Annotated in this window: 19 protein-coding genes; 12 read left to right on the plus strand and 7 right to left on the minus strand. The window is 49.0% G+C overall.

Going from position 1 to position 19,546, the window contains the following annotated elements; all coding sequences use genetic code 11:
• Window positions 1-82: 82 nt before the first annotated feature.
• The 5 genes from ACT53C_RS09220 to ACT53C_RS09240 all read right to left on the minus strand — a co-directional run bounded on the left by ACT53C_RS09220 (window position 83) and on the right by ACT53C_RS09240 (window position 4,886).
• Complete coding sequence (locus tag ACT53C_RS09220) at window positions 83-841, minus strand: hypothetical protein (RefSeq protein ID WP_476145637.1); 759 nt, start codon at window positions 839-841, stop codon at window positions 83-85.
• A 10-nt stretch (window positions 842-851) separates the two neighbouring features.
• Window positions 852-1,742 carry a response regulator gene (locus ACT53C_RS09225; RefSeq protein ID WP_476145638.1) on the minus strand — a complete coding sequence of 297 codons (891 nt, stop codon included), beginning with the start codon at window positions 1,740-1,742 and terminating at the stop codon, window positions 852-854.
• Between the two features lie 5 nt (window positions 1,743-1,747).
• Window positions 1,748-2,245 (minus strand): chemotaxis protein CheX, encoded by a 498-nt coding sequence (locus ACT53C_RS09230; protein WP_476145639.1) that lies wholly within the window; start codon window positions 2,243-2,245, stop codon window positions 1,748-1,750.
• 121 nt (window positions 2,246-2,366) lie between these two features.
• A complete protein-coding gene (locus ACT53C_RS09235) occupies window positions 2,367-2,735 on the minus strand; it encodes a hypothetical protein (protein ID WP_476145640.1) in 369 nt (122 codons plus the stop codon).
• A gap of 363 nt (window positions 2,736-3,098) precedes the next feature.
• Window positions 3,099-4,886 carry an outer membrane protein assembly factor BamB family protein gene (locus ACT53C_RS09240; protein WP_476145641.1) on the minus strand — a complete coding sequence of 596 codons (1,788 nt, stop codon included), beginning with the start codon at window positions 4,884-4,886 and terminating at the stop codon, window positions 3,099-3,101.
• A gap of 206 nt (window positions 4,887-5,092) precedes the next feature.
• On the opposite strand from ACT53C_RS09240, the gene ACT53C_RS09245 reads away from it, so the two are divergent.
• The 11 genes from ACT53C_RS09245 (at window position 5,093) to ACT53C_RS09295 (ending at window position 16,758) form a co-directional block, all read left to right on the plus strand.
• Window positions 5,093-6,136, plus strand: a complete 1,044-nt coding sequence (locus ACT53C_RS09245) for an SAM-dependent methyltransferase (RefSeq protein ID WP_476145642.1) — start codon at window positions 5,093-5,095, stop codon at window positions 6,134-6,136.
• A gap of 15 nt (window positions 6,137-6,151) precedes the next feature.
• The gene (locus ACT53C_RS09250) at window positions 6,152-6,685 is read left to right on the plus strand and encodes a DUF2878 domain-containing protein (RefSeq protein WP_476145643.1); all 534 of its coding nucleotides are present in this window, start codon (window positions 6,152-6,154) and stop codon (window positions 6,683-6,685) included.
• On the plus strand, window positions 6,682-7,449 hold the full coding sequence (locus ACT53C_RS09255; protein WP_476145644.1) for a DUF1295 domain-containing protein: 768 nt from the start codon (window positions 6,682-6,684) through the stop codon (window positions 7,447-7,449). Before ACT53C_RS09250 ends, ACT53C_RS09255 begins: the two co-directional genes overlap by 4 nt.
• Window positions 7,446-8,084, plus strand: coding sequence for a DUF6134 family protein (locus ACT53C_RS09260; RefSeq protein WP_476145645.1), 639 nt, complete (start codon window positions 7,446-7,448; stop codon window positions 8,082-8,084). The genes ACT53C_RS09255 and ACT53C_RS09260 overlap by 4 nt, the downstream gene beginning before the upstream one ends.
• 38 nt (window positions 8,085-8,122) lie before the next feature.
• The gene (locus tag ACT53C_RS09265) at window positions 8,123-8,620 is read left to right on the plus strand and encodes a lipocalin family protein (protein WP_313989159.1); all 498 of its coding nucleotides are present in this window, start codon (window positions 8,123-8,125) and stop codon (window positions 8,618-8,620) included.
• Window positions 8,621-8,693: 73 nt separating this feature from the next.
• Complete coding sequence (locus ACT53C_RS09270) at window positions 8,694-9,638, plus strand: acyl-CoA desaturase (RefSeq protein ID WP_476145646.1); 945 nt, start codon at window positions 8,694-8,696, stop codon at window positions 9,636-9,638.
• 5 nt (window positions 9,639-9,643) lie between these two features.
• Window positions 9,644-10,891, plus strand: coding sequence for an NAD(P)/FAD-dependent oxidoreductase (locus ACT53C_RS09275; RefSeq protein WP_476146043.1), 1,248 nt, complete (start codon window positions 9,644-9,646; stop codon window positions 10,889-10,891).
• Window positions 10,888-11,661, plus strand: a complete 774-nt coding sequence (locus ACT53C_RS09280) for a DUF1365 domain-containing protein (RefSeq protein ID WP_476145647.1) — start codon at window positions 10,888-10,890, stop codon at window positions 11,659-11,661. The genes ACT53C_RS09275 and ACT53C_RS09280 overlap by 4 nt, the downstream gene beginning before the upstream one ends.
• Before the next feature lie 16 nt (window positions 11,662-11,677).
• A complete protein-coding gene (locus tag ACT53C_RS09285; protein ID WP_476145648.1) occupies window positions 11,678-12,967 on the plus strand; it encodes a class I SAM-dependent methyltransferase in 1,290 nt (429 codons plus the stop codon).
• Between the two features lie 36 nt (window positions 12,968-13,003).
• A complete protein-coding gene (mnmC, locus tag ACT53C_RS09290; protein ID WP_476145649.1) occupies window positions 13,004-14,980 on the plus strand; it encodes a bifunctional tRNA (5-methylaminomethyl-2-thiouridine)(34)-methyltransferase MnmC2/FAD-dependent 5-carboxymethylaminomethyl-2-thiouridine(34) oxidoreductase MnmC1 in 1,977 nt (658 codons plus the stop codon).
• Window positions 14,977-16,758, plus strand: coding sequence for an O-linked N-acetylglucosamine transferase, SPINDLY family protein (locus ACT53C_RS09295; RefSeq protein ID WP_476145650.1), 1,782 nt, complete (start codon window positions 14,977-14,979; stop codon window positions 16,756-16,758). Before mnmC ends, ACT53C_RS09295 begins: the two co-directional genes overlap by 4 nt.
• Here the strand turns inward: ACT53C_RS09295 and ACT53C_RS09300 are convergent.
• Window positions 16,744-17,664 (minus strand): DMT family transporter, encoded by a 921-nt coding sequence (locus ACT53C_RS09300; RefSeq protein WP_476145651.1) that lies wholly within the window; start codon window positions 17,662-17,664, stop codon window positions 16,744-16,746. The two genes, ACT53C_RS09295 and ACT53C_RS09300, sit on opposite strands and share 15 nt — an antisense overlap.
• 15 nt (window positions 17,665-17,679) lie before the next feature.
• Between ACT53C_RS09300 and dapC the strand changes: the two genes are divergently transcribed.
• Window positions 17,680-18,870 carry a succinyldiaminopimelate transaminase gene (dapC, locus tag ACT53C_RS09305; protein WP_476145652.1) on the plus strand — a complete coding sequence of 397 codons (1,191 nt, stop codon included), beginning with the start codon at window positions 17,680-17,682 and terminating at the stop codon, window positions 18,868-18,870.
• 68 nt (window positions 18,871-18,938) lie between these two features.
• Here dapC and ACT53C_RS09310 read toward each other — a convergent pair whose 3' ends face one another.
• Window positions 18,939-19,454: an FxDxF family PEP-CTERM protein gene (locus ACT53C_RS09310; protein ID WP_476145653.1), complete on the minus strand. Its 516-nt coding sequence runs from the start codon at window positions 19,452-19,454 to the stop codon at window positions 18,939-18,941.
• Window positions 19,455-19,546: the final 92 nt, after the last annotated feature.

The raw sequence follows: 19,546 nt of genomic DNA on the forward strand, positions 1-19,546 counted from the left end.
ATGTTCAATGCATTGATTTGATTGAACAATGAGCGTAAACAAAAAAGCCACCTTTGGGTGGCTTTTTTGTTTTGCATCTGCGTTAGGATAACTCCATAAATCGGTCTTCAATGAATTGTTTCTCGATTTCATTGCGCTGTTTCTCTGTGGTTAATGCTGCAAGCTGTTCCTCAAGTCTGCGTTTTTGTTGTTCCATTTCATTCAGTTGGAATTGTAGCTCTTTTGTGAATGCATCATTGGCTGATTGCAGTGGGTGATTGTTCATGACCTGTAGTTGCTGTATTTCCTGACGCAATTCCGCTATGGTGTTTTCAGACTCTTTGGCTTCTGATCTTGCTTTCATCATCATGGATTGATAGCTTTCAATCCGCTTTCTCATGGCAGCCATTTCGACATTTTCGTCAGCAGACAAATTGTTATTGCGCTGGAGTTGACCAGCCATTTGCTCTAGATGTGTTTGCAATTTATTCAGCTCTTGCAGCACGGGCTCACTCAATCGCTCAGCAATAATGTTATCCGAGGCTTCCGATAGCAACAAATCATCCAGGCGATCCCTGATCTCCTGTGCTACTTTATCAAAGCGCTGTATACTATTGATTAACAATGGATCTGATTGTTTATGGTTTTCCTCGTAGTTGGAAAATCTTCTATCCAGAATAGTACAGAGCGTGTCTAGTCGATCGCTGGATGATTCGAGCTCTGTATAGCACTTACCCAGTGCGTTAAAAAACTTTTCCTGCTGTAATGTATTGCTGATGAGCAACTTGACTAATAAAAAGGCGGCACCCAAGCTAACGATAATCCCGGCACCGCTCAGTAATTCACCCCAAGAAAATGGCATCCTATTCTCCTTACAGGAGTTTGATATAAGTAATAAATCCTGTCCCGATTTCTGGTACATGGATTCGATAATCCATACGGCCAGCATTGCTCTTCAACGACATCTCAAGGCGGGGAAATTGCCGACTGACTATACTTGATCTAGCCAGCTTCAATGGACCATTTTTATGTCCAATTGACATACCCGCGCCAAACTCATCCATGAACCTTCTCGCCTCATCTAATTGATCATTACTGGCGTTGCCACTGGCGACAATGGTTTTAAGTATCTCTGGTTTTTCATTACTCAACGCCCACAACAGTCCTACAGCATTCATTTCCATGATTGCAAGCGCATTGACGGGGGGTGTTTTCCCGTTTTCGCCAAACAATCCAATTAAATTGTTTTCAGTCAAATCCGTTAAGCCCAGTGGAGGGCAGGGCTCTAGCGTAAAAGCCTGACCCTTAAGCATGCTTGAGAGCATTTGATGGCTAGTCGCAAGATTCTCAGGGATAGCAGGAGGCTGCTCGATGACCCCGCCCACTGGAATAATATCCAGTATTTTTGATATTAAATCAATATCTTGGAATGGTTTGTTAATTACAAATCTTGCACCACTTTGATAGGCCTGATCAATTTTTTCGGCGGCGGATTCCGTGGTGACAAAGCCAATGGGGATTTTTTTCCCATATGTTTGGCAGACATGCTGACAAAATTCAAGGCCACTGATTTTATGCATGTGCCAGTCAGTAATAATCAAGTCAGGGCGATAGCCCTCAAGAATAGTCATCGCAGCTTCAGCATCCGTCGCAGTTTGAATTTCTAGCTTTGGATAATTACATCCTTCAATCGCACGTTTGATAATACTTTGTATTGCGCGACTGTCATCCACAATCAAGAATTTGGCTGCTTCACCCGTCATTGAGCTCATAATGAAAATACCCCTGAAAACTTATGATTATTTACATCGAAGATCACCAGATTCACCAGGTCTTCGTTTGGTTTATCGCTTACAAATAAACGGCTAAATGTCGCCGTTTTTTGGAGTTCAAAGAACTCTTCTAAAGGAATCTCTTTTGGCAGACCCAATTCACTGTGCTTATCCACAATCAAGCCGCCCCCCATGATATTGCATGTTTCCTTTTTGGCATCTTTGACATCCTCATCGGATAACTCCTCAGAAGACAAGCCAAACATATGAGATGCGATTTTGTGCGCTTCAGCATCATCCAATATCAAGCCAATCGCAATCGACTCATGCTGCGGCAATTGGTCAATATAAAGTGGGAGAACAACCGCCATGAGGTTGTCATGATTGTGAAATGTATAGCGCTGACTTTCCTTGAAGTTGAAAGCGGAACCGCTCACAAACGACCAGGAGTCAGATATCTTTTTCACCATTTCCTGTGTAGGCAAAAGCTGCATGTAGCATCTCCAACAATAGGATATTGATGCTAACGCAGCTTAAAAAGGATTGAAGGCTGAATAAATGGCGTAAAAAGTGTGCAAATTTTTCAATTGCCATTCATTGGATTTACGCTTTGGATTAAATGATCCGCTTTAACTTCTTACAAAACTTGTACTTTGCTCGCTTATTCATCTCATCAAAAAAGCGGATCTTCCATTCACACCTTACCTTCAGCGAAGCTAAATCTTGTTCACCACACGCAGTCATGCGTAATTTTCTACACTTGCGTGAGCGTGGCGGTGCATAGGCTAGTTGTTTTACTTGATGCATGATTGTGTGTGGTACCTCTTGTTTACCAAACAACCATCTTCTAAGGACAATAGGCTTCAAGTTTAACTGATGGATAAGTTTCTGCTGATCAATGGTCCCTAAGAATTCCCCAATTTTTAAGAACCAGAGCAGGGTTAGTTGCGTTTGTACTTTTGCGATTTGTTTTTCTTCCCTCATGTTTCTTCCCTTTTTCTTGTTTGAAAGCTAATACTAGCACTTTGTAAGACAATGTAAATATTGATTTATTTTCAATCTTTAATATGTCGTGAGTTTTTATTTAGAAAAGCACCAGTAAAGCGTTAATTTAAAGAGTTAGTGGCTCTCGCATAAGGATTTTGCCTAACGCTTTTATTAATCAAACTGATCCAAGAGACAGCTTATTGGGTTTTATTTAACATAATATACATTATGCGAACAAAAAAAGGACGAAGCTTCGCCATTTATCAGAAGGCGAAAAACAAAGTTTATTCGCCTTAGATATGTCTTAATAATTATGTTGGGATTGTTAATCTATAAAATAGATTAAATAGATACTTAGCATTACTGCAAAAGCTTAAATACCAAGATTGCATCGCCTTGATTAAAACCGAACAATGAATTACCGCCACTCACCACTGCAATATATTGAGTCTGTTTAGCCATATATGTAATTGGTGGCGCATTCACACCATATTGCGAGTGATATTGCCATAACACATCACCATTTTTACTGTTGTATGCAGCAAATGCACCAGCACCCTCACCGCAAAAAAGCAGACCGCCTTCAGTGCTCAAAACACCACCAACTAATGGTTGATTCGTTTTTCGCTGCCATAAAATATTGCCATCAGTCAGGTTAATTGCACTGAGTACGCCCCATCTAGGGTCGTCTGTGGGTTCACTGGCTGCATAGCGAATAGGTTTTTCGCCCGGATTCACTGTGGTTTCGTGAACGGTATATTTGATCGGGCTATGCATTGCAGCCACATAAACTTTCTGATGTTTTTCATCGAGGCTGACAGGTGACCAGTTGGCACCGCCTAAAATGCCTGGATAGATGACAGTACCTTCTTGACTTGGCTTGGCAAATAAATTGTGTTGTGGCACAAATGGGGCTGACTTGGTCAAGAACTGACCCGTGTTGCGGTCGTGAATGTAAAACCAGCCCGTTTTACTGGCCTGCCCCACGGCAGGAATAGTCTTGCCATGAAGTTGATAGTCAAACAGGACTGGTGGGCTTGCCAGATCATAGCCCCAAAGATCGTGAGGGACTTGTTGATAATGCCATTTGTATTGACCGGTTTCGGTATCGAGCGCCACTAAAGAAACTGTATATAAGTTATCGCCTGGGCGCGAAATATCGTTCATTTGAGGTGAGGGATTGCCTGTGCCAAAGTATAGGGTATTGGTTGTGGTATCAATGGCTGGTGTACTCCAGGCTGAGCCTCCGCCAAATTTTGCGGCGTCAGGGTAGTCTTTAAGTGCTGTCCGCTCAGCGGCGGTGTCTCTGTGAAACTGATTGCCATCGGCCGTTTTAGTCACAAACTGCCCTTCCCAACCCTGCTTGGGTATCGTATCAAACTGCCAGACCTGATGACCATCATTCACGTCATAAGCTGCCAAAAAGCCTGGACGGCCATAACGGCCAGTGACGCCGATCACCGCGCCCAAGGGCGCATCACTGCGAGGATTATCAATATGCAAGCCATAGCCGACACCGGTAATGCCGATCATGACCTTATGATTGTAAACAACCGGGGCCATCGCAATGCCTACCCCGGTGCCCCCTGTCACTTTGCGGGTTTTATTGGGGTCATCACCACTTAAGGCGTCCTGGTGCTCGGTGCTCACCTGATTAGCGGCGACATCAATATCCCACTGCTTTGCGCCCGTTTTGGCATCCAATGCAATCAGCCTGGCATCCACTGTACCAATAAACACTTTGCCTTCTGCCACGGCTACGCCACGGTTAGCTGGACCGCAGCACATTGGCCAGTCTGGTTTGCGGTCGTGCGTGTATTTCCATAGCTGTTGACCCGTCGTTGCATCCAGCGCCAACACATGGTTGTAGGGCAAACTGACATACATGACGCCACTGACCACAATCGGAGTGGCTTGAAACGTGGCTTTTACACCGGTTTCCACTTTCCAGGCGAGCCCAAGCTGGTGAACGTTTTTCTGGTTGATTTGAGACAAGGCAGAGTAACGCTGCGCCTTCAGATTCAAGCCGTAACTTGGCCAATCGACATTGGCGGAAGCCGTTTTTTCTGGCTTGCTGGCATGCGAACAAGCCATAAGCATGACAGAAAGTGTCACTACAGCAGATACCGTCGAAGAGTTGTTTTGCATGATGATAACCCCGGCTATATTTTTAACTATACAGGTTAGTATACACCTAAAACTTATCCGGCAACGAGTTCAGCATATCCCTCTGTAAACTCCAGCAACATTCACCTAAATTTTGGATGTGATAAAAAGTTTTCTATCCATGAAACTAATCGGAAGGACGAATGGACTTATACTAGAATCATTTAGTTAATACAATAATTATCATCATGACTTCACCTGTAACATTTGCCTTAAAATTGGCTGAAAAAGGCTACCTCTCTGATGCTTTGATCCGTAAAGGCATTCAGCGCTTGTGCAAATCAAGGCTGGAAGAAATTTCTGAACAGGATTGTGAGCAAGCGCAGTCAAGTCTGGTCCAATTTGTGCAGGCAATGGCTCAGGCAGAGATCGCGCCACTGCCTGAAAAAGCCAATGCACAGCATTACGAAGTACCTGCCAATTTTTATCAATATTGTTTAGGCCGCAATCGCAAATACAGTAGCTGTTTCTGGTTGCCGGACACACGTACGCTTGATGAAGCCGAGCAACTTGCGCTTACGCAAACCTGTGCACATGCCCAGTTGCAGGATGGTCAACATATTTTAGAGCTGGGGTGCGGCTGGGGTTCGCTGACGCTATGGATGGCCAGCCATTATCCGCAGGCGCAGATTACGGGGGTCTCAAACTCCGCTTCGCAGCGTGAATATATTATGGGTCAGGCAAAAGCGCGTGGTCTGTCAAACATTCATATCCTCACTGCAGACATGAATGTGTTTGATACTGAGCAAACTTACGACCGCATTGTTTCGGTTGAAATGTTTGAACACATGCGCAACTACCAAGTGCTCTATGGCAAAGTGGCGCGCTGGCTTAAGCCGGGTGGTTTGTTTTTCAAGCATATTTTTGTCCATCGCTACACCCCTTATGCTTTTGATGTCAAAGCGGAAGATGATTGGATGAGCCAGTATTTCTTTAGTGGTGGCATGATGCCTAGTGATGATTTGCCGCTGTATTTTCAGGATGATTTGAAACTGGTAGACAAATGGCGCTGGGACGGCACGCATTATGAAAAAACGGCGAATGCCTGGCTGCAACTGATGGACCAAAACCATCAGGCACTGACCCCTGTCCTTGCGTCTATCTATGGCCAGGCCGATGCAGAAATGTGGCGTCAACGTTGGCGGATTTTTTTCATGGCCTGCGCAGAACTGTTCGGTTACAACCATGGCCAGACCTGGTGGGTCAGCCACTATTTGTTTGCCAAACGATAATCTGAAAGATTAAATATGACCAATAAGAAATTGATTATATTTAATTTTATTTCTTTTCAAGTGATCTGGTGGCTGTGCGTATTGTCCGCTAAACCCGGCTTGAGTACAGCCGTTTTCGCTGCAGTGTTGCTCTATACCCTGCTGCATCTATCGCTGGTCGAGGGTTGGCCGCAAACGTTGCCGCTCTTGTTGACGGCAGTGATTGGCGCAGCGGCAGACCAATTTGCATATAAGTTGCAATGGATCCTATTTGAAAACCATACGCAGTGGTTGGCCTACATCCCACTCTGGATGTTGGCCTTATGGCTTGCCTTTGCCACCACGCTGAACGTCAGCATGCGCTGGTTACAACACAAATATGCCTTGGCGTTCATGCTGGGGGCAGTGTTCGGCCCGCTTGCTTATTTAGGGGCTGAAAGTGTGGGAGCCATTCAATTACCAAGCCTTTATAGCCTGGCCTGGTTTGCCTTTGAATGGGCCACTCTGTTACCACTCATGCTGTGGTTACGTCATCGCTTTAACCAGTCTCTCGCTTTGGAGCAAACATGATTTATTACTACGCGCTGATCGCGATTGTGTTGTTTGCACTTTGCGGCTGGTTCTTAAGTTTTATCACCAAACACTACAGCCATGTGGATAGCATGTGGAGCCTGTTCTTTGCCATCACGGCCTATGTCACCGCCATATTCATGCAAGACCTTTCATTCCGCGCCTGCCTAATGCTGTTCGCAGTGACCTTATGGTCGCTAAGGTTGAGTATTTTTTTAACCTGGCGCAACTGGGGTAAAGAAGATCATCGATATGACACGATACGCAAAAACAATGAGCCTTATTTCTGGTTGAAAAGCCTTTACATTGTGTTCGCTTTTCAGGCGCTGCTGGCCTGGATCATTTCTTATCCACTGTTCGCGGCCATCTCAAGCACTGCTGCCTTGAATTGGCTGGACCTGGCCGGCGTATTGTTATTTGTGCTCGGTCTATATTGGGAGGTGGTGGCGGACTTGCAGCTCACACGATTCAGGGCTTCCACCGGACATCAAACCCAGGTACTGAATACTGGTTTATGGCGCTACAGCCGCCACCCAAACTACTTTGGTGAGTGTCTGATCTGGTGGGGATTTGCGCTGTTGGCGGCGTCATCAGCGAGCTATTGGGTTTGGGTGTCTCCGCTTTTGATGACGTTCTTGCTGTTAAAAGTCAGTGGTGTGAGTTTGATGGAGCAGACTATCCACAGCCGTCGTCCCGGGTATGCCGAATACGTCAAAAATACTAATGCATTTATTCCCGGGATCCCCAAGCGAGCTGAAAAATGAGAATTAAGGTTATCACGCGATGCACTTTAACTGGCCTGGCGCTGTTATTCGCTATTCCCCTACGGGCGCAGGAGTGGTCATTTGAGGTCTATCTGGACCAGCAAAAAATTGGGACGCACACCTTTAGCCTGGATCAGAACCAATTGCAAAGTCGCGCCAATTTCAAGGTCAAAGTGCTGTTTATTAATGCCTATCGCTACCAGCACCAGGCCGATGAACAGTGGCAAGGCAACTGCCTATCTCAACTGACGGCACACACCGAGGAAAATAAAGAAATCACCGACGTCAAAGGGGCGATACAAAATAATCAGTTTGTACTTGAGAAAAATGGCAGTGCGCAAACCCTGCCAGGCTGTATCATGACCTTTGCTTACTGGAATCCCGAAATACTCAAGCAATCCCATTTACTTAACCCACAAAATGCAGAATATCTGGATGTGACTGTCACGGATGAAGGCAGCAAAACTATAGAGGTGAAAGGTCAGACCACCCTCACCCATCAATACCGGCTCAATGGCCGCTTAAAGGGTAAAGACAAACTGAAAATTACGCTTTGGTACGATCAGCAACAGCAGTGGGTGGCGTTGGAGTCGATTACGCCAGAAGGCTATAAAATTAAATATAAACTTATTTAATCAATATGTTGAATAAATTATTTAAAGTGATTTGTATAATGGGTATTTTTTCTCTGACCGCTTGCCAAAACTTGCCTCCGATTAAAACCGTTGAGCAAGTGGATTTGGACCGTTTTATGGGCGACTGGTATGTGATTGCAGCGATCCCGACCTTCATTGAAAAGGATCCTTACAATCCGGTTGAGCGCTATGAAAAGACTTCGGATGGCAGCATTGCCACTACTTTCAGCTTTCGTCAGGGCAGTTTCACAGGCCCACTTAAAGTCTATCACCCGACGGGTTTTATTGTGCCGGGCACTGGCAATGCCGAGTGGCGCATGCAGTTTGTGTGGCCGTTCAAATCAGAATACCTGATTGCTTACCTGGACCAGGATTACCAGCATACGATCATTGCGCGTAACAAACGGGATTATGTCTGGCTGATGTCGAGGAAACCAACACTGGATCAGGCCAGCTATGAACAACTGGTCGCTAGAATCCGGGCCATGGGCTACGACACCAGCAAGCTAGAGGTTTTCAAACATCAACCACAATAAAAGGGTGAGTTGTTGATCAAACAAACATCACCATACGCGCAACAGGCGACGCGTATTTGAGAGAGGACGAATCATGCAACACAGAATCACCGGGCTGCTATGGCGGCTCATTGGCTGGCTGGATAACCAGCGCTACCAGCCGCCAGCCAGTGCGCATGCGGAGAGCATAGACTGGTGGCGGGTGCTGCCGTTTGTTGGCCTGCATCTTGCCCTGATCGCTTTATATTGGGTGGGCTGGAGTCCTTTTGCGGTGGCCTTTGCCATCGGGCTTTATTTGATCCGCATGTTTGCGATTACCGGCTTTTATCATCGCTATTTTGCCCACAAGACCTTTCAAACCTCGCGCGCCGGACAGTTCTTATTTGCCTTGATTGGAGCCACTGCAGTACAGCGCGGTCCTTTGTGGTGGGCTGCCCATCACCGTAGTCATCATGTGCATGCAGATCAGCCGCAAGATATTCATTCCCCACACCAGCATGGCTTGCTTTGGAGTCATTTAGGCTGGTTTCTGAGCCATGCCAATTTCAAGACGCAATTAGAGCGTGTGCGTGAATTGACGCGTTTTCGTGAACTCTGCTGGTTGGACCGTTTTGACAGCCTGGTGCCGCTCGCACTGGCTTTAGGCATCTTTTTACTGGGGACTGCCCTGGCACATTATGCGCCACAATTACAAACCAACGGCTGGCAGTTACTGGTGTGGGGCTTTGTGGTGTCCACCGTGGCGCTTTATCACGCCACCTTTTGTGTCAACTCCTTGGCGCATGTCTGGGGTAGCCGCCGTTATGCCACGCGCGACCACAGTCGCAATAACTGGCTGATTGCCCTGCTAACGCTGGGGGAAGGTTGGCACAACAATCATCATCATTTTCCGGGTTCGGTCAAGCAAGGTTTTTACTGGTGGGAGATTGATTTGACCTATTACGGACTGAGAATTCTGGCTGCTTTGGGGTTAATCTGGAATTTAAAGCAAGTACCGGTTGAGGTGCGTGATCAGCATCATCAGGAAAGGCCGCTGTAATGGGATTGAAGATTGCCATTATCGGCGGCGGTATCGCTGGTAATACCCTTGCCTATTATTTGCATCAGCAGCATGACATCACCCTGTTTGAAGCTAACGACTACATCGGTGGCCATACGCACACACATGAGGTGACGGTTGGTGGCCAGAAGCATGCGGTAGATACTGGCTTTATTGTATTTAACGATAAAACCTATCCTGAGTTTGAGCGCATTTTGCGTGAAACGGGTGTCGTCTGGCGTGACAGCAATATGAGCTTTAGCGTGCGCAACGAAGTCAGCGGGCTGGAATATAACGGTACGACGTTAAACAGTCTGTTTGCCCAGCGCCGCAACTTACTGTCTCCAGCGTTTTACCGCATGATTCTGGATATCTTGCGCTTTAACAAAACCTCACTGGCTCTGCTCGCTGCAGGCGATGAAATTCCGCTGGGTGACTATTTAAAACAGCAGGGATATTCAAGCCAATTCATACGCGACTACATCGTGCCTATGGGGGCCGCAATCTGGTCAACTGATGCCGAACAGATGCTGCAGTTCCCTGCCCGCTTCTTTGTGCGCTTTTTCCACCATCATGGCATGCTCACGGTAGACCAGCGGCCGCAGTGGCGCACCATCGTCGGCGGTTCTGCGCGCTATCTGGAAAAAATCACTGCCGGCTATCGTGACCGTATCCAGCTCAATGCAGCAGTGCAGGCTGTGCAACGCGATACACAGGGCGTCACGGTGACCACGCAAAACGGGCAATCACAGCGGTTTGATTTTGTCTTTTTTGCCTGCCACAGTGATGAAGCCTTGCAGATATTGGGCGCTGAGGCCACAACGGCCGAGAGCGACATCCTAGGCGCCATTCCCTATCAGGATAACACGGTATATCTGCATACGGATGCCCGTCTGATGCCGCAACGCAAGCTAGCCTGGGCGGCGTGGAACTACCACGTTACGGCGCAAGCGACAGACAAGGTGCAGGTCACCTATAACATGAACATCCTGCAAGGCATCCAGTCCAGCGAGCCTTTACTGGTCACCTTGAACTACACCGATGCCATCGCGCCAGACAAGGTGATTAAAAAGCTGCACTACCGCCATCCTTTGTACACGCTGGCAGGCGCCCAGGCACAAGCCCGCCATGCCGAGATCAGTGGCAAACACCGGACTGGCTATGCCGGCGCCTACTGGCGCAACGGTTTTCACGAGGACGGCGTGGTCAGTGCTCTGGCGGCCATACAACATTTTCAGGCGATGCATTTATGAGTCCCCCCGCAGCATTGCAAACAGACGACTTGCAAAGTGCCATTTATACGGGTTGGGTGAGCCATCAGCGGCTGCAGCCAACCCTGCATGGTTTTCGCTACCGGCTGTTTATGTTGTATCTGGATCTGGATGAATTGCCAAAGCTATTTAAAAACAATCGCTTATGGTCTTATCTTAAACCAAATCTGGCTTATTTTCGGCGCCAGGACTATCTGGGGCCCAGCCACGAGCCGCTGGATGTCAGCGTGCGCAACCTGGTTGAACAGGAAACCGGGCAGCGTCCACTGGGCCGCATCGGCTTGCTGACCCATTGCCGTTACTGGGGTATTTGCTTTAATCCGGTGAGTTTTTATTACTGCCACGATGAGCAAGGCCAATTACAAGCGATTGTGAGCCACATCACCAATACTCCATGGAAAGAACGGTTTGCTTATGTGCATGCCATGAATACGGCCGAGAATGGTGTATTCAGCCTCAAAAAAGACTTTCATGTTTCGCCATTTATGCCTATGGATATCCAGTATCAATGGCAATTTTCGTTGCCGGCGGAGGTCATCAACGTGCATATGCAAAACTGGCGAGATCAACAGTCCATGTTTTTTGCCACCTTGAAATTACACAGACAGCCCTGGCAGGCGGCTACCTTGAATCGCCTGTTGTGGCAGTACCCGTGGATGACACTGAAAGTGATTGCCGCCATTTATTGGCAAGCCTTGCGGCTTTGGCTCAAAAAAGTGCCGTTCTATCCCCATCCTGATCAAAATACCTGACGCTGAATTGAATACTATGAATACCCTTCCCAGCCCTTCATCCTTGCCAACGGACACCCTGACCAAACCGCTCAAGGCCAAAAGCCGCGCCAAGTGGGTAGCGCAACTGGCCAAATCGCAGGTGCTCAAACGCCTGGCAGGACTGCAGATTGGCCAGCTTACGCTTGTGGATGGCACAGAAACGCATGTGTTTGGCCAGGCACAACCAGGCCAGATTCAAGCCAGCATTACCGTGCTTGATGCGCGTTTTTATGGCGAAATTGCATTTGGCGGCAGCATTGGTGCGGGCGAGGCGTATATGCTCGGCTACTGGCAAGCAGACACATTAACCGATGTGATCCGCCTGATGGTGCTTAATCAATCTGTCATGGACACACTGGAAGGCGGCTATCAATGGCTAAGCAAGCCCGTGCTCAAACTGTTTCACTGGCTCAATAGCAACAGCGAGGCAGGCAGCAAAAAGAATATTGCCGCGCACTATGATCTCGGTAATGACTTGTTCCAGTTATTTCTGGACCCGACCATGATGTATTCCTCTGCCATGTTTGACACGGAACCCGCTAGTTTACAAGCGGCTTCTGAGCGTAAGTTACAGGTCATTTGCGAGAAGTTACAGCTTAGCGCCAACGATCGCGTGATTGAGATTGGTACGGGATGGGGCGGCTTCGCCATCTATGCGGCCAAACACTATGGCTGCCATGTGACCACCACCACCATTTCGCAGCAACAATATGCGTTGGCACAAAGCAGAATCGCGGAAGCAGGACTGCAAGACCGCATCACGCTGCTCAAGCAGGATTACCGTCATCTGCATGGGCAATACGACAAACTGGTTTCAATCGAAATGATAGAAGCGGTCGGTCATCAATACTACGACACGTATTTCAACAAAGTCAGCCAGTTATTGAAGCCCAACGGTGTTGCATTGATTCAGGCCATTACGATTGCGGATCAGCGTTATGACAGTGCCATCCGCTCCGTGGATTTTATCCAGCGCTATATTTTTCCAGGCTCGAATATCCCATCGAACACTGCCATGCTGGCTAGCATGACGCGCGCCAGCGACTTGCGGCTGGTGGACTTGCAGGATATTGGCCTGGACTATGCCACCACCTTGCGTCTCTGGCGAGAAAACTTTTTTGCCAACATCGATGCCGTACAGCGGTTGGGCTATAGCGAGACCTTTATTCGCATGTGGGATTTTTACCTGAGTTACTGCGAGGGTGGCTTTGCAGAATGCGCGCTGGGCGACGTGCATTTGCTGTTGGCCAAACCTGGTTATCGTCAGCTTAAGCGCGTGGCCTAAAGCAGCGCATGCTCCGGCCATGATAAACTTGGCGGCATGAGTACACATGCAGTCTTGGAGTGGCGCAATGGCCTGCCCTACTCCCCCCAATTCGATGATGTTTATTTTTCTGTCAGTCCCGAGCATCCGCAGCATGGGCTGGCAGAAACCCGTTATGTGTTTTTGCAGCATAACCATTTGGCTGAACGCTGGCAGCAGCTCCCGACCGACACAGCGAGTCATTTTGTCATTGTAGAGACGGGCTTTGGCAGCGGCCTCAATTTTCTGGCGGCTCTCAAGCTCTGGCGTGACACCGCCCCTGCTCACGCCCACCTGCATTTTGTCAGCGTCGAAATTGCGCCCTTCACCTTGCAGGATTTGCGAACCGCGCATGCGCATTTTCCAGAACTGGCCGAAGCAAGCGCGGCGCTCTGCGCACAATATCACTTGTTACAGCCCGGCATTAACCAGCTTGAGCTGCCTTCCTTCTCGGCCAGTCTGACATTGTTTATCGGGGACAGTGCGCATTATTTGCCTCAGCTCACTTTGAAGGCAGATGCCTGGTTTCTCGATGGCTTTGCGCCGGCCAAAAATCCGCAAATGTGGCAACCTTATTTATTTGCAAGCATGGCCACCTGTGCGCACGCAGGCACCACGTTTGCCACCTTTACCAGTGCGGGCGTGGTCAAGCGCGGCTTGCAAGCCGCCGGATTTGCGGTCCAAAAAACTAAAGGCTTTGGCAACAAGCGTGAAATGTTATGTGGAAATTGGCCCACGACGACTGCATCAGCGATCAACCCGCTGCCTAAAGTGGCCATCATAGGTGCAGGGATTGCGGGCTGCAGCACGGCCAATCAATTGGCGTCGCTCGGCTGTGAAGTGCATGTGTTTGAGCGTGCGGCGCAAGTCGCGACGGGGGCCTCTGGCAATCCCAGAGGCATGCTCTATCCCAGGCTCAATGCCGAAAAACCGATGAATGACCAGCTCGCCTGGCGTAGCTATAGTTATAGCCTGCGGCATTATGCGCAGCTCAATCTGGGCGAGGACGGCTTCCAGAGCGTCGGGTTATTACAACTCGGTGCCAGCCCACGTGAACATAAACGCGTGCAAAAAGTTGCCGCCCGCTATGAACAGCTTGGCGTCGATATGCCACTGCTCCACAAAATGACGGCAGCAACAGCCAGTGAATGCGCGGGCGTTCAGATTGGCCATGAGTGCTTATATTTCCCGCACGGGGCCTGGGTCAATCCGGTGCTGGCTTGCCAGCAGATGGTGAAGCAGCCAAAAATTAGGCTGCATTTAGCGCAGGAGGTCGACAAGCTTTCACGCATTTCTTCCGGCTGGCAGCTATTCAGTGATAGCAGCCCCTTGGGCACGTTTGATGCCGTGGTGGTGTGTAATGCGGCTGAAGCGGCAGCTTTAATTCCTGAGAGTGGGATGTGGCTCAATCCGGTGCGTGGACAAATGGGGGTGATTGCCGCGCAACCGGCGATGCAACCCTTGCGTACCATCTTGTGTGGGGATGGCTACCTAACCCCAGCGTATCAAGGAACGCATGCCATGGGGGCCACCTTTGCGCCAGGCGAGACGGATACCAGCGTGCGTGCTGAAGATAGCGAGCAAAATCTTCATATGGTGAGCACGCTTAGCTCACAATTTGGTCCAGTGGCGCACACGGCCGTGATCTCGGCACGGGCTTCGCTACGCTGTGGCTCGCCGGATTATTTACCCTATGTGGGTCCGCTTTTGCCGTTACAAGACTTGATGGACAGTCATGCGTCCGTCAGCAGCTTCGCTGACTTGCCCGCTGCACAAGGGTTGTATGTACATGCAGCGCACGGTAGCAAAGGCCTGATGACGGCCCCTTATTGTGCAGCCATACTAGCCAGACGCATACTGCAAGACTTTGGCTATGCCTTGCCACAACTCTCTGAGGATACTTTTTGGCTAGGTCTGCATCCGCAACGGTTATTGTTTAAACAGGCCGGCTGGAAGCCATTGCTACAGCCGTTTAGTGAGCAAGAGAAAACATGACTGATCAGCTAGCCAAACTTCAGCAGCAGCTCAGCCGCACGCCAGATGACCCGGAACTGCATTACGAGCTGGGACGGTATTATTTGCAAACCAAGCAAGCCAATGCGGCGGAAAGCGCTTTTCAGCACGCCCTGCAACTGGTGCCAGAACATCCGCAGATATTGATGCAACTCGGTAATGTGGCCAGCCTGCGCGGAGATGAAACTTTGGCAGCCACCTTTTTCAGGCGTTCACTGGCACAAGACAAGCAGCAGGCCGATGTGCATTTTAATCTGGCCAATAGCCTGCGCAAACTTGGGCAAACCGCGCTAGCCATCCAGCACTACCAGCAATCATTGCAACTGGATCCGCAAGATGCAGAATGCCATAACAATCTGGGCAATGCCTACCGTGAGCAAGGCCAGCTGGACTTGGCAGTGGCTTCCTATGCGCGTGCCCTGCAATTAAATCCCAAACTGCTGCACGCCAAGGTGCATTGGATCCATCAAAAACAGCATATGGCTGACTGGCAAGGGCTTGAGCAAGCCATTGCAGAGGTGCGTCACGCGTTACAGGCGCTGCCTCAGGCACAAATCCCGCCATTTGCCTTTCTGGCCATGCCAGGCACCACTGATCAGGAGCAGTTAGCCTGTGCCAGCCGTTGGGCGCAACAACATTACGCGCACATCCAACCACTGGCTCCGCCAGCGGCCAAATCAGCAGGTGCGCGCATCAAAGTGGCTTATCTATCCTCGGATTTTCGTAAACACCCCCTGGCTTATTTGGTCACTGAGGTCATCGCTGCGCACCATCGCGAGCAGTTTGAAATCCTGTTATACAGTAATAGCCACAATGATCAGTCTGCCGAATGGCACGCTTTTCATGCGGCCGCAGATCAGTGGCTGGAAATCAGCAACATGACAGACGAAGCGGTGGCGCAGCATATGCGCGCAGCGGAGATTGACCTGCTGGTAGACTTAACCGGCTTTACTCAACGCAGTCGCAGCGGCGTCGCCGCTTATAAACCGGCGCGCAAGCACATCAACTGGTTGGGGTATCCCGGCAGCATGGGCATGCTAAATGGTGTACCGCTATACGATGCGATTATCGTGGATGAAACCTTGGCAGGAGTGGCCTTGGCGGAGCAGGCGATCATACTGCCCTGCTATCAACCGAATAATGCACGTCGCCCCACTACAGACGCAGGTAGCCGCCAGTCACATGGTTTGCCAGCGCAAGGCTTTGTGTTCTGCTGCTTTAACCAGAGTTTCAAGATTACGCCTGAGGTGTTTGCCTGCTGGATGCGGATTTTAAAACAGGTCCCTGGCAGTGTATTGTGGCTGCTCGAAGGCAATATCTGGGCAGCCAAGCATTTGAAAAACGCTGCCATGGCACTGGGCGTCGCTGCTGATCGTTTGATTTTCGCGCCGCGCACCAGTATCGAACAACACATCGCCAGGCAGCAGCATGCAGATTTAATGCTGGACACCGCCCCCTATAATGCCCATACCACTGCTAGTGACGCGCTGTGGCAAGGCATTCCTTTGCTTACCGTGCAAGGCAGCACCTTCCCGGCACGCGTCAGCACAAGTTTGCTCAAACAACTCGGCTTGGAGGAGTGTATTTGCCAGGATTGGCAGGCTTTGGAGCAACGTGCGATCATGCTGGCACAAAAGCCAGCAGTATTAGCCGCCATCAAAGCGCGCTTGCAAAACCATGCCAATCGCCTGTTTAGCCCGGACAATTTCTGCCGCCAGCTTGAGCAGGCGTATCAGCAATTGCTTTTATCCAGCGGCTGAATCTTCCGTCTCCGCGGTGACGACTGACAATACGCCAGCGGCAATAATACACAGGCCGCCCATCATTTCTGTCACAGACATCGTTTCATGTGCCAAAAAGTAGGCGGCGATGGCGGCGACAATCAACTCGGTCATAAATAACACTGAGGCTTGAATGGCCGGGATTTTGGTGACGCCATACTGGACAAGTAAGGTGGCAGAAACCAGTAGCAATGCGATCAACACCAACCAAAGCCCCATCATAGGTGTCACATCCGTGACAAATGCAAAGCCATTCACCCCATTGAGCCAGAGTAGTACCAGCATAGATAAGCCAAATACGCCCAGCCACACCAGCATGCCTTTTGCCGCAACTGAGAGGTGGGTGGAGTAACGGGTAATCACATTGGTCAGCGAAAAACCAATGCCGGCGGATAACGCTAACCAATCTGAGGTGGATTGTGGCCACGGCCAAATCCATAGACCATCTGTCAGCATCAAGGTCGCACCAAGCAAAGACAAGCCTATCGCCGCCAGTTGCGGCAGATGCCAGGGCTCATGCAACCAGATTCTGGCCAACAGCAGCGTCCACAATGGCGAAAGATAAAACAGCAACATGACCCGCATGACTTCGCCATCAATCACCGCCAGCACATAAGCGAGATTGGTCCAGCCCGCCACCAGGCTTAAGCCATAAGCTGAAAAAGGAATCTGCGAGATATAAGCTGACCGCCGCCAGAATAGAACCATACCAATTACCAAGGCCACGAAATAACTCAGTACGCTAGATTGCACGCCAGACAGACCGACCTCATTCAGCAGCCGGTAAGGGTACCAAATCACGCCCCAGCACAAGGCGCCATACACCAGGGCCAAAGATGCCCACTTTTTTTGCTGCGAAGCTTTTTGTTTATGCGAAAGCGTCACTTATAATACACACCTATGAATCCACATTTAAATCTTCTCCAGCCCTACCCTTTTCAACGTCTGCGCGACTTGTTTCAAGGACTGACGCCGAATCCTGAGTATAGCCACGTTAACCTGTCTATCGGTGAGCCCAAGCACGCCACGCCAGCCATCATTTCTGAAGCACTGGCGAGCAACCTAAGCGGACTGGCCAGCTATCCTACCACAATCGGCGTAGCGGCTTTGCGTGAAGCCATCAATCAATGGCTACAGCGCCGCTACCAGATACCGGCACTCAATATCGATAAAGCCATCTTGCCGGTTAATGGCAGCCGCGAAGCATTATTCGCCTTTGCGCAAGCGGTGATAGACAACACGGGCTCACAAGCGCCAGTGGTCATCTCACCAAATCCGTTTTACCAGATTTACGAAGGTGCTGCATTTCTGGCAGGCGCCCAGCCCTACTTTATCAATACCACCCTCGAGAATGATTTTGTGATGGATCTCACGCAAGTCCCTAGTGATGTGCTGAAGCGCACGCAATTGGTATTTGTCTGCAGTCCCGGTAATCCTTCTGGTAAAGTCATGAACATTGCGGCCTGGAAAACACTGTTTGAACTCTCTGATCAATACGGATTTGTGATTGCCTCAGACGAATGCTATTCGGAAATCTATTTTGATGAAGCGCTGCCGCCCGTGGGTGCCTTGCAAGCCGCGCATCAACTTGGTCGCGAGTTTAAACGCATTGTCATGTTCAGCTCACTGTCCAAACGGTCAAATGTGCCTGGCATGCGCTCTGGCTTTGTCGCAGGGGATGAAGAGATTATAGAAAAGTTTGCGCTATACCGCACCTACCATGGCTGCGCCATGAATCCGGCCGTGCAGGCTGCAAGCATCGTCGCCTGGAATGACGAAGCGCACGTCCAACAGAACCGTACACTCTATCGTGAAAAATTTTCTGCAGTCACACCAAGGTTGCAAACCGTTTGGCCGCAAACGCAATTACCTGATGCCGCATTTTACCTGTGGATCAATACGCAGCAAGATGACACAGCTGTGGCAAAACAGCTCTATCAAGGCCTGAATATCACCGTGCTGCCAGGCTCGTATCTCGCCCGTCAAGCACATGGCGTCAATCCTGGGCAAGGTTTTATTCGAATGGCTCTAGTCGCTTCCAACGAAGAAACGGTTGCGGCTACGCAAAGAATATATGATTTTTTCAACTAAAAAAGTTAATGCATAAAACAAAAAAGCCAGTTGCAATTTGCAACTGGCTTTTTTAGTTTGGTAAAAAATTAGGACAATTTTCTACGTGCAATAAAAACAAGTGCACCCAAACCAATGAAAAATAGTGCTTTTGTTTCCGTTTCAGGCACTGGAGTTGCAATATTCACATTTAAAGCATACTGACCACCTAACAAACCTGTTGTCGTGCCTGACACTTTAAAAGAATAACTGCCAGCAGACAGATTGCTTAAATTTGTAACCAGTGCATTTGATGAATTATATAATCCATAAGTAAATGAACTATTCACAATGTCATATATCTGAGCGACTGCTGGGCCTGATGGGCCGAGGTAAGCATAAACTTGCTCAACTTCAGTTACCTGATAATTGATAGTACCAGCGCTGCCTAGCGTAAAATTATAAATATCCTCAAATGTAGTAGTTGGGCTGGAAGAGCTGCTTGGAATCGTAACAGTTAAATTTGTCGTCCCCATCCCTAAAGAAGCAACGTTATTAGCCACCGCATTTGATGCAAAGCAAGACGCCAACAAAGCAATGGCTGCTAAGTTGATATGTTTGCGCATATTAATTCTCCTCAATAATTATTTTAATAATATAGCTTAATTTACTAGGTTATGATACTACCCATTAGTACTAATTTGAACGTCAAAAAACT

The sequence above is a fragment of the Methylophilus sp. DMC14 genome (assembly GCF_056314085.1).